At 66.1% G+C, this 9,581-nt stretch carries 11 protein-coding genes; 5 read left to right on the top strand and 6 right to left on the bottom strand.

The window, feature by feature from the left end; all coding sequences use genetic code 11:
* Positions 1–66 precede the first annotated feature (66 nt).
* The gene (locus JHC79_RS21485; RefSeq protein WP_296394696.1) at positions 67–927 is read right to left on the bottom strand and encodes an NAD(P)-dependent oxidoreductase; all 861 of its coding nucleotides are present in this window, start codon (positions 925–927) and stop codon (positions 67–69) included.
* A 74-nt stretch (positions 928–1,001) separates the two neighbouring features.
* Between JHC79_RS21485 and JHC79_RS21490 the strand changes: the two genes are divergently transcribed.
* Both JHC79_RS21490 and JHC79_RS21495 read left to right on the top strand, forming a co-directional pair.
* The gene (locus tag JHC79_RS21490; protein WP_296394698.1) at positions 1,002–1,829 is read left to right on the top strand and encodes an SDR family NAD(P)-dependent oxidoreductase; all 828 of its coding nucleotides are present in this window, start codon (positions 1,002–1,004) and stop codon (positions 1,827–1,829) included.
* A 94-nt stretch (positions 1,830–1,923) separates the two neighbouring features.
* Positions 1,924–2,925 carry a hypothetical protein gene (locus tag JHC79_RS21495; RefSeq protein WP_296394700.1) on the top strand — a complete coding sequence of 334 codons (1,002 nt, stop codon included), beginning with the start codon at positions 1,924–1,926 and terminating at the stop codon, positions 2,923–2,925.
* On the opposite strand, the gene JHC79_RS21500 is transcribed toward JHC79_RS21495, so the two are convergent.
* The 4 genes from JHC79_RS21500 to JHC79_RS21515 are packed head-to-tail and all read right to left on the bottom strand — an operon-like array spanning position 2,867 to position 6,082.
* The gene (locus tag JHC79_RS21500; protein ID WP_296394702.1) at positions 2,867–3,403 is read right to left on the bottom strand and encodes a hypothetical protein; all 537 of its coding nucleotides are present in this window, start codon (positions 3,401–3,403) and stop codon (positions 2,867–2,869) included. The two genes, JHC79_RS21495 and JHC79_RS21500, sit on opposite strands and share 59 nt — an antisense overlap.
* Positions 3,404–3,405: 2 nt before the next feature.
* The gene (locus tag JHC79_RS21505; RefSeq protein ID WP_296394705.1) at positions 3,406–3,981 is read right to left on the bottom strand and encodes a TetR/AcrR family transcriptional regulator; all 576 of its coding nucleotides are present in this window, start codon (positions 3,979–3,981) and stop codon (positions 3,406–3,408) included.
* A gap of 46 nt (positions 3,982–4,027) precedes the next feature.
* Positions 4,028–4,354 (bottom strand): hypothetical protein, encoded by a 327-nt coding sequence (locus JHC79_RS21510; RefSeq protein WP_296394707.1) that lies wholly within the window; start codon positions 4,352–4,354, stop codon positions 4,028–4,030.
* Positions 4,355–4,378: 24 nt separating this feature from the next.
* Positions 4,379–6,082: a sodium:solute symporter family protein gene (locus JHC79_RS21515; protein WP_296394709.1), complete on the bottom strand. Its 1,704-nt coding sequence runs from the start codon at positions 6,080–6,082 to the stop codon at positions 4,379–4,381.
* Positions 6,083–6,211: 129 nt separating this feature from the next.
* Between JHC79_RS21515 and JHC79_RS21520 the strand changes: the two genes are divergently transcribed.
* Genes JHC79_RS21520 through JHC79_RS21530 form a run of 3 tightly spaced genes read left to right on the top strand, consistent with a single transcriptional unit; the run spans position 6,212 to position 9,230 of the window.
* Positions 6,212–7,015 (top strand): DeoR/GlpR family DNA-binding transcription regulator, encoded by an 804-nt coding sequence (locus JHC79_RS21520; protein WP_296394711.1) that lies wholly within the window; start codon positions 6,212–6,214, stop codon positions 7,013–7,015.
* A gap of 23 nt (positions 7,016–7,038) precedes the next feature.
* The gene (gene galT, locus JHC79_RS21525; protein ID WP_296394713.1) at positions 7,039–8,139 is read left to right on the top strand and encodes a galactose-1-phosphate uridylyltransferase; all 1,101 of its coding nucleotides are present in this window, start codon (positions 7,039–7,041) and stop codon (positions 8,137–8,139) included.
* On the top strand, positions 8,136–9,230 hold the full coding sequence (locus JHC79_RS21530; protein WP_296394716.1) for a galactokinase: 1,095 nt from the start codon (positions 8,136–8,138) through the stop codon (positions 9,228–9,230). Before galT ends, JHC79_RS21530 begins: the two co-directional genes overlap by 4 nt.
* A 53-nt stretch (positions 9,231–9,283) precedes the next feature.
* Here the strand turns inward: JHC79_RS21530 and JHC79_RS21535 are convergent.
* Positions 9,284–9,581: hypothetical protein (locus JHC79_RS21535; protein ID WP_296394718.1), on the bottom strand; the 298-nt coding region annotated here is incomplete at its 5' end.

Genomic DNA, 9,581 nt, shown 5'->3' on the forward strand with positions numbered 1-9,581 from the left:
CTCGCGGTGGCCGGCGGCATCGCAGTGATCTTCGACGCGTTCCAGCTCTTCACCTAGACCGCCGGCTCACGTCTCGAAACCGTGGATGACCGCGGCCATGTCGCTGTCGCTGTACCCGGCGTCCGACGCGGCCACGAAGCGGGACCGGATGGCTCGCATCACCGATGCGTCCATCCCCGCGCCCTCCATGGCATCGGCGATCAGGCCGCTGTCCTTGGCGGCGCCGTCCAGCGCGAAGGACGGGTCCAACGAACCGGTGATCATCGCGTCGCCCTTCAGCTGCGCGTAGCCGCAGTCGAGCGGACCGCCGCTGATCGAGTCGAGGAACTGACGCGGATCGATGTCGAGATGCTGAGCCATTCCCACCGCCTGCGCGGTCGCGGTCGTGATCGACAGCACCCATGAGTTGGCGACCAGCTTGAGGCGATGTCCGTCGCCGGCCTTCTCACCGACCCACACCGTCGACGAGCCGATCGCGTCGAACAGCGGTGCCACCTGATCGCGTACGTCGACCGGACCACCCGCGAGCACGGTGAGGGCGCCGTTCTCGGCGGGCGCGCGCGTACCGAGTACCGGGGCGTCGACGAATGCGACGTCGTGTTCGGCGGCGAGCGCGGCTAGACGTTCTGTGCCTGCGATGCCAACGGTGCTCGTCTGGACCCAGGGCACGCCGTCTGCGATGGCGTCGATGGCCTCGGCCATGACCGCTTCGACCGATTCGACGTCGAACAGCATGGTCACGACGATGTCGGCGTCGCGGACCGCGTCGGACGGATCGGTGGCCACCCTCGCACCGGCCTCACCGAGATCGGTGGTCTTGTCCACCGATCGGTTCCACACGGTCACGTCGAGTCCTGCGCGCAGCATGCTCCGCGCCATTCCCGCACCCATCAGACCGGTTCCCAGCAGGGCCACTCGCAACGCCATCACATCTCCTTTTCGTCGACACCGACTACCGTTGTACCCGTCCGCACCTCAGCACTGCGAAAGCGCGAACTCTCATGGCGAAGACGATTGTGATCACCGGAGCGAGTGACGGCATAGGCGCTGCGGCGGCGAAACGGTTGGCCGCAAACGGCGATGAGGTCATCGTCGTCGGACGATCCGCCGAAAAGACAAAAGCCGTGGCCGGCTCCATCGGCGCGGCGTTCCACGTCGCCGATTTCGCCGATCTGTCCGAGGTGCGCGGGTTGGCGCAGACCCTGAAGGCAGCACACCCACGGGTCGACGTCCTGGCGAACAACGCCGGGGGCATGTTCGGCCAACCGGAGCGGACGGTCGACGGCTTCGAGAAGACGTTCCAGGTGAACCACCTGGCGCCGTTCCTCCTCACCAACCTCCTCCTCGACACCCTGATCGACAGTCGCGCAGCGGTGCTCAACACCTCGAGCATCGGTGCACGTTTGTTCGGCAACATCGACATCGACGACCTCAACAACGAGAAGAACCCGTCACCACACAAGTCCTACGGCGACAGCAAGCTCGAGAACATCCTGTTCACCAAGGAACTGCACCGACGGTTCGGTGACCGCGGATTGAACTCGGCGGCGTTCCACCCGGGCAACGTCGCAACGAATTTCGCGTCCGACACGACCAGCCCCATGCGCTTCCTCTACGCGACGCCGTTGCGTCGACTGGCGATGATCGGTCCGGACCGGGGCGCACGGACGCTCGTGTGGCTGGCGCAGGGCACAGCCGGGAAGGACTGGCAATCCGGCGAGTTCTACATCAAACACAGGGTTCGCACGACCAACAAACAGGCCTACGACGCCGATCTGGCACAACGGCTCTGGGATGTCAGCGCGGAGATGGTGGGCATGCCGGCCTGAGCGGTGCCGCGGTGTCATCGTGTGACACCTGCACCGCTCGATCCATGACAGGTGTCACTGCCACTCGGCGCGCATCGCGACCAGAGTCGAGCTCATGAGACTCCTACGCAATCCCGTTGCCGGACTGTTCTTCCTGGCCCCGTTGATCGCCGAGTTCTTCCTCGGCGACTTCCCGGTCTATCTGTTGCCGTTGATCCTGCCGCTGTCGCTCTGGTACGGAGCCGGCGCGGTGATGATCCGAGAGGTCACCCGCAGGCTCGGCCGGGGCTGGCCCACGATCCTGCTTCTCGGCCTCGCGTTCGGGGTCGCCGAGGAGGGACTGCTGACGATGTCGCTGTTCAACCCGAACTACGCCGACCAGCGTCTCCTGGACCCCGGCCACATCGCGGCACTGGGCATCGGTGTGCCCTGGACCATCTTCGTCCTGACCCTCCATGTGCTCTGGAGCGTGGCCGCGCCCATCGCGTTGATCGAGAGCGCTCAGCCGCAGCGGCGGGCCACGCCGTGGCTGGGCAACCGGGCGATGGCGGGTGTGGGAGTGCTTTTCGTCGTCGGCGCAGCCGTGACCTACGCCTCCAACCACAGGCTGTACGGACATTTCATCGCATCCCCCACCCAACTCGCCACGTCGGCAGTGATCGTGATCGCCCTCGTCGCCGTCGGTCTCACACTGCCCCGACGCTCGTCGTCGACCGCGGACCGGACGGTGCCGTCGCCCTGGATCGTCGGAGCCGCCACCATGATCTGCGCGGGGGCGTTCCAGCTCACCGGCCACAACGACGACGTCGCGATCTCGGTCGTCGGGATGGTGGTGTCGCTCGTGGCTTTGGCCGCGGCGATCTCCTGGTGGGCGCGCTCGACCGGGTGGACCGCGACGCATCGGTTCGCCGTCGCCGCCGGGCTCGTGCTGACCTACACCTGGCGCGCGTTCTTCGCGGGCTACGGACACGGCACGTCCGAAATGGTCACGGCTGTGGCGAGTTACGTGCTCTATGCCGTTGCCGCCCTGTCGATCCTTCTCGTGATCGCACGTCGAATCACGACTCCGGCCGTAGTGCCGTTCTCGCCACCGTCGCGAGCATGTCCCGTCGAATGACACCGCTGCCCCACCGGACCACCGCCCAATAGGCGGCGAATCGCCGCCGAGACCCGGCGTCGGTCGAGTACCCGCGGGTCTCAGTGGTCAACTCCGTTCCGCCATCCACCTCCCGGAGACGGAAATCGGTCAGCACCTTCGTCCACCCGGGAGTGTCGAAGGAGACGAAGTCGTCGAGCGACCCGATCACCGGGCGCGGCTCGCGCGGCCGCCACGGCGCCATCACAGCGCCTCCGACCGCGTAGCGGGGCCGGTCGGTCTCGAGGAGACGGATCGGCCCGTCGCTGAACAGGTTTCGCGAATCACTCCAGTCCTGCGATCGGGGATGCCGCACTCGCATCAGTGCACGGGTGAGTCGCAGTTGACTCGAGTCGAGAGCGGTCAACGACGCCCACACGTCATCTGCTGGTGCGGCGATCCATCGCGAGTGACATTCGCGGAAGTCCGAGTGGGGAATCAGTTCCTGCAGCATCGTCATCGTCATCTCTCCATGACAGCCAACACGGATCGGACAGTTCTCCGGGTGAAGTCAGGGGCGGTCAGGTCGTCTATGAGATGGACCCACGCGAAGACCATGCCCAGAACGTGAGCGTGGACGTCGTCCGGGTCGACCCCGTCGCGCAATTCTCCACGCCGATCGGCCCGCGCCACGATCTCCCTGACGACGGCACGTTCCGGATCGATCACCGACGTGCGGAAGCGTCGAGCGATCTGAGGATTCGCGCGGAGATCAGTCAACAGCGCCGGCAGACACCCACGAACCGCGGGCGCCCCGAGAAGCTCGACTATGCGCTCCACCAGTGCTGTCACCTCGTCCCGCAGATCACCGTGGTCTGCCGGAGCAGAGATCTCAGATCCGTGAATGACGAGCGCGAAGACCATCTCGGCTTTCGACGGCCATCGCCGATAGATGGCCGTTTTCGCGACCCCGGCGTCCCGCGCGACGCCGTCGATTGTCATCGCCGCGTATCCCCGCTGCGCCAACGTGACGATCACCGCATCACGCACCGCCTCGTCGATGTCGGTGGACCGGGGTCGTCCACGAGCTACAGGCATGCGGACACGATATACGCTACCGGTCGTAGCGTAAAGGGCAGTCCATCTACGACATCGTCGCCTTCTGCTCACCGTCGGCGCCGGGATCGCTCACCAATGGTCGCCAGAGAGCCCAGATGACGAACACGGCGGCGACCGCGACCATGATCAGACCGACCCAGGTGTTGGCGTCGGTGCCCGCGGCCATGTCGACCCGGTTCGCGTCACGCGGTCGGTGTTCACGGGTGCCGAAGGCGTCGGGCATCAGGCCGGCCAGGACCAACAGGATGCCGTAGATCCCGATGAGAGCGGCGATGATGTTCCGGATGTCGAACAGCCGGGCCAGGATTCGGGTCTTCCGAGAGGCGCCGGGCGTGGTGTCGGGGGTGATCATGATGACTCCTGATCTCGTGAGGCGTCAGTGGAAGACGAGGTTGAGTGCGAGGACGAGCACCAGGCCCACACCGGCCAGCGGCACCGGCCGCTTGAACCACGGGCTGTTCGCGTCCTCGGGGTCGGTGAAGTGCGACTTCGGCGTCTCCGAGTAGACGAGGCCGACCAGCGCGGCCACGGGTTTCGCGGTGGTCACCATGCTGACGGACACACTGACCGCGATGTCGACGACGAACGCTGCCGACGCGGCCACGAACGGCATGCCCTGTCCCGGGAGGTTGATCACCCCGACTTCGGAGAGGATGAAAACGGTGACCGCGGAGAGGGTTCCGGCGACCAATCCCATCCAGCCGGCCGTGGGTGTCATCTTCTTCCAGAACATGCCCAGCAGGAACGTCGCGAACAGCGGCGCGTTGAAGAACCCGAACAGGGTCTGCAGGTAGTCCATCAGATTGGAGTAGCCGGAAGCGATCAAGGCGGTGAAGATCGCCAGGATCGTCGCACCGACGGTGGCCAGGCGGCCGACGCCGATGTAGTAGTTGTCGGGCTTGTTCTTCACGATGTACTGCTGCCAGATGTCGTAGCTGAACACGGTGTTGAAAGCCGAGATGTTCGCCGCCATACCGGCCATGAACGATGCGATCAGTCCGGCGACGGCCACACCGAGCAGGCCGTTGGGCAGGATGTCGCGGATCATCAGCAGCATCGCGTCGTTGTAGGTGACGCCACCGGCGTTGGGCCCGTTCTTCAGCGAGATCATGTCGCCGACGACCGCTGCACAGATCATGCCGGGCACCACCACGACGAACGGGATGAACATCTTCGGGATGGCGCCGATGATGGGGGCGCGTCGCGAGGCCGACATCGACTTCGACGCCATGGCGCGCTGCACCTCGACAAAGTTGGTGGTCCAGTACCCGAACGACAGCACGAAGCCGAGTCCGAACACGATGCCGATCACCGACCACACGGGACTGTCGAAGCCGCTCAGCGCATTTCCCGGCCACGACGACATCTGATCGCCCACCGTGGCGGTCACCTTCCCGTCGGTGGTGGTGGCCACGATCTTCTCCTTCATCCCGTTCCAGCCGCCGACCTTGATCAGGCCGATCACCGTCAACGGCACCAACGCCGCGAGGATGACGAAGAACTGCAACACCTCGTTGTAGATCGCGGCGGACAGCCCACCGAGCGCGGTGTAGGTGAGAACGATCGCCGCCGCGGCGATGAGCGAGACCCACTGACTCCAGCCCAGGATCACGTTGACGACGGTGGCCAGCAGGTACAGGTTGACGCCGGCGATGAGTACCTGGGCCACCGCGAAGCTGATCGCGTTGACCAGATGCGCACCGGTGCCGAACCGTCGACGCATGAACTCGGGCACGCTGCGCACCTTGGAGCCGTAGTAGAACGGCATCATCACCACACCGAGGAACAGCATCGCGGGGATGGCGCCGATCCAGTAGTAGTGCATGGTCGCCAGGCCGATCTGCGCCCCGTTGGCCGACATGCCCATGATCTCGACCGCACCGAGGTTGGCCGAGACGAAGGCGATCCCGGTGACCCACGCCGGTAGTCGGCGGCCGGAGAGGAAGAAGTCGAGGCTCGACGAGATCTGGCTTCGTGCGAGATACCCGATCCCCAGCACGAACACGAAGTAGAGCGCGATGAACACATAGTCCAGAGCTCCGGCATCGAGGCGGAGCACATTGCCCGACGCGAGGTTCATTCGACAACTCCTTTGTTGGCGGTGAGCTGGGTCACTAGCCCAGACAACCTCACACATTTCCGAACAATTAGCAACACCGAAGATGTTTGATACTGTTCGACCACCGACCCGTCGAATCAGGAGGTGTGGATGCTCGCAGTCGAGCGCCGCCGCCGGATACTCGACGCCCTTGAGCGTGACGGGACTGTCCGGGTCGCCTCTCTCGCAGCCGATCTCGGGGTGTCGGAGATGACCGTCCGCCGTGATCTCGACGCCCTCGACGACCGGGAGGCCCTGCACAAGGTCCACGGTGGCGCGGTGTCGCGCCACAATCGTGGCGAGGAACCCTGGTCGGCGATCAAGGCCACCCAGCAACGGCCCGAGAAGGTCGCGATCGCGCACACCGCACTCGAACTGGTCGAGAACGGGATGACGGTCGCCATCAGCGCGGGCACGACCACACTCGAACTCGCTCGCCTCCTGGGTGAACGCACCTCGATCACCGTTGTCACGAACTCGATCTCGATCTTTCAGGAACTCACCGATCCACAGCGGCCGCAGTCGCCGAGCAACCCCGAGGTGTTCCTCACCGGCGGTTCGCGAACGCCGTCGGACGCGTTGGTCGGACCGATCGCCGACGCCGCACTGTCGACCTTTCGCGTCGACGTGAGCTTCCTCGGGGTGCACGGGGTCGATCTCGATGCAGGACTGACCACTCCGAACATCGCCGAGGCCCAGACCAATCGCCGACTCGTGGACATCGGCCGCAGCCTGGTCGTCCTCGCCGATCACACGAAGTATCTGGAGGTGGGCGCGAACGTCATCGCTCCGCTGAGCCGCGTCGACACCCTTGTCAGCGACGCCACGCTGACCGAGTCGGCGCGCACCGAATTGTCCGGCCACGTCACCGATCTGCGCATCGCACCCGTCGACCACGATCGGACGCCGACGTGAGGGACAACGAGCCATCGCATCCGGTGCACGCCACTCTCGCCGACGGCCGGGACATCCTGTTCTTCGCACTACCGGGACACACACCCGAGCCCGTACCCGACGTCCGTCCCCTGCCCGACCGCGCCGGCCTCGCGTCCGAGGTCCGCTTCGATCGGGCGACCGGCGACTGGGTGGCCGTGGCCGCACTTCGCCAGGACCGCACCTACAAACCCCCGGCCGACCGGTGCCCCCTGTGTCCGTCGGCCACCGGCGCGGTCAGCGAGGTGCCCGCGGCCGACTACGACGTCGTCGTGTTCGAGAACCGGTTCCCGAGTCTGTCCGGCGCCCGGCCGGACTCGGATTTCGTTCTGCCCCGGTCGCCTGATGCCCCGTCTACAGCGGCCGAGGGGTACGGCCGTTGCGAGGTCATCTCGTTCTCCAGCGACCACGACGCGTCGTTCGCGTCACTGAGCCACGCGCACGCGCGGCTGGTGGTCGACGCCTGGCGCCACCGCACCCGGATGCTGTTCGCCCTCCCCGGGGTGGCACAGGTGTTCTGTTTCGAGAACCGCGGTGAGGACATCGGGGTGACCCTGACCCACCCGCACGGCCAGATCTACGCATACCCGTACCTCACGCCGCGCGCGCGCTCGATGCTCGATCGGGCGCAGGCCCATCGCCGCGACCACGACACGAACCTCTTCGCCGACATCCTGGAGTCCGAACGTGTGCAGAGCAGCCGCGTCGTGGCCGGTGACCAGTTCACGACCGCATTCGTGCCGTTCGCCGCACGGTGGCCCGTGGAGGTACACATCTACCCGAATCGACAGGTACACAACCTCACCGATCTCGACGATGATGAGCTCGATTCGCTGACCTCGGTATACCTCGACGTGCTCACCCGCTTCGACGCGTTGTACCCCACCCCACTGCCGTACATCTCCGCGCTGCATCAGTACTCGTCCGACCCCGCCCAACGGGAGGGGTACTTCCACATCGAGCTCATGTCCGTCCGACGCAGCGCGACCAAGCTCAAGTTCCTCGCGGGATCGGAGTCCGCCATGGACGCGTTCATCACCGACGTCACGCCGGAGGACATCGCAGCACGGCTGCGTGACGTCGCGCATGCTCCGGTCCGACGATGAGCACGACGGTGGTGTGTTCGGCCCCGGGCCGGGTCAACCTGCTGGGCGAACACACCGACTACAACGGTGGCTTCGCCCTGCCGATCGCCCTGGAGCAACGCACCGAGGTCGAGTTCACCGCGGACGACACGACAGCAATCGTCATCGATGCGCGCGACCATGGCATGGCGACGGTGACCACCGCAGCCCGACCGGGCGAGGTCACGGGGTGGTCGGCCTACGTCGCGGGCGTCGTGTGGGCGTTGCGGGAACGCGGGATCGCCGTACCCGGCGGCCGCATGACGATTCGCAGCGACGTTCCCGTCGGCGCCGGCCTGTCCTCGTCGGCAGCTCTGGAATGCGCGGCCATCGGCGCCCTGACGGCCGCCACCGACACCCTCCTCGACCGGCTCGACTGGGCGAAGACCGCCCAACGCGCAGAAAACGACTACGTGGGTGCGCCGACGGGACTGCTGGATCAGTTGGCCTCCCTGCACGGCAGGCCTGATCACGCCCTGCTCATCGATTTCGAGTCCCTCGACGTCGAACCCGTTCCGTTCGACGTCGATTCGGCCGGAATCACCCTGGTCGTCATGGATTCGCTGTCGTCGCACGGGCACGCAGGCGGCGAATATGCTCAGCGCAGGGAGTCGTGCGAACGTGCCGCCGCTGCGCTGGGAGTCGAGTCGCTGCGCGCGGTCACCGACGTCGCGGCCCTGAGTGCCATCACCGATCCCAGCGATCGGCGACGCGCCCGACATGTCGTCACCGAGAACCAGCGGGTGCTCGACGCGTGCGCCGCGCTGCGGGACCGCGACTACTCGCGGGTGGGCACGGCGATGGTCGAATCCCATGCGTCGATGCGCGACGACTTCGAGATCACCACGCCGGGTATCGATCTGATCGTCGAATCGGCCCTACGCGCCGGGGCCATCGGCGCGCGGATGACCGGCGGCGGCTTCGGGGGTTGCGTGATCGCGATCGTCGACTCCTCCCGCGCGTCCGCCATGGTGGACGCTGTCACCCTGGAGGTTGCGGCGGCCGGGTTCCAGCGACCGCGAACATTTGTCGCACGTGCGGGCGCCGGCGCCATGGTGCATCCAGCCCCGTAGACGAGTCCGGCCGTCGGCTATCGCGCGCTGCGGGCGAACCGGCGCACCCGCGATCACATCCCTCGGTGCCGATCGACCAGTTGCGCCGCGTCCATCAGGCTCAGACCGGGATAGGTCTCGCGGAGCTCCTTTACCGCCGGCACCCGCTCCCCGTGACGCGCGGCGATGTCGCGCACGGTGTCGTCGTCGATGTCGGTGAGCGGGATCGTCGACGGCCCCATGAGTCCTCGATTCAGAGGCTTGTGTCGATCGCGCCATGTCGTCCGAACCTCGAACGGAAGGTAGACGAGTATTGCCAGCCACAGGGCGAAGAGAATCCACTCCCACCACGACGGGGTCGACAGCACTCTC

Origin of the sequence: Williamsia sp. (assembly GCF_016462415.1) — a bacterium.
Classification (GTDB): Bacteria; Actinomycetota; Actinomycetes; order Mycobacteriales; family Mycobacteriaceae; genus Williamsia_A.

What these genes read in the sequence shown, in the direction of transcription:
- JHC79_RS21505 (WP_296394705.1), bottom strand. Translation starts at nt 3,981, where the DNA reads ATGCCTGTAGCTCGTGGACGACCCCGGTCCACCGACATCGACGAGGCG.
- JHC79_RS21520 (WP_296394711.1), top strand. Translation starts at nt 6,212, where the DNA reads ATGCTCGCAGTCGAGCGCCGCCGCCGGATACTCGACGCCCTTGAGCGT.
- JHC79_RS21485 (WP_296394696.1), bottom strand. Translation starts at nt 927, where the DNA reads ATGGCGTTGCGAGTGGCCCTGCTGGGAACCGGTCTGATGGGTGCGGGA.
- JHC79_RS21495 (WP_296394700.1), top strand. Translation starts at nt 1,924, where the DNA reads ATGAGACTCCTACGCAATCCCGTTGCCGGACTGTTCTTCCTGGCCCCG.
- JHC79_RS21500 (WP_296394702.1), bottom strand. Translation starts at nt 3,403, where the DNA reads ATGACGATGCTGCAGGAACTGATTCCCCACTCGGACTTCCGCGAATGT.
- JHC79_RS21510 (WP_296394707.1), bottom strand. Translation starts at nt 4,354, where the DNA reads ATGATCACCCCCGACACCACGCCCGGCGCCTCTCGGAAGACCCGAATC.
- JHC79_RS21490 (WP_296394698.1), top strand. Translation starts at nt 1,002, where the DNA reads ATGGCGAAGACGATTGTGATCACCGGAGCGAGTGACGGCATAGGCGCT.
- JHC79_RS21515 (WP_296394709.1), bottom strand. Translation starts at nt 6,082, where the DNA reads ATGAACCTCGCGTCGGGCAATGTGCTCCGCCTCGATGCCGGAGCTCTG.
- JHC79_RS21530 (WP_296394716.1), top strand. Translation starts at nt 8,136, where the DNA reads ATGAGCACGACGGTGGTGTGTTCGGCCCCGGGCCGGGTCAACCTGCTG.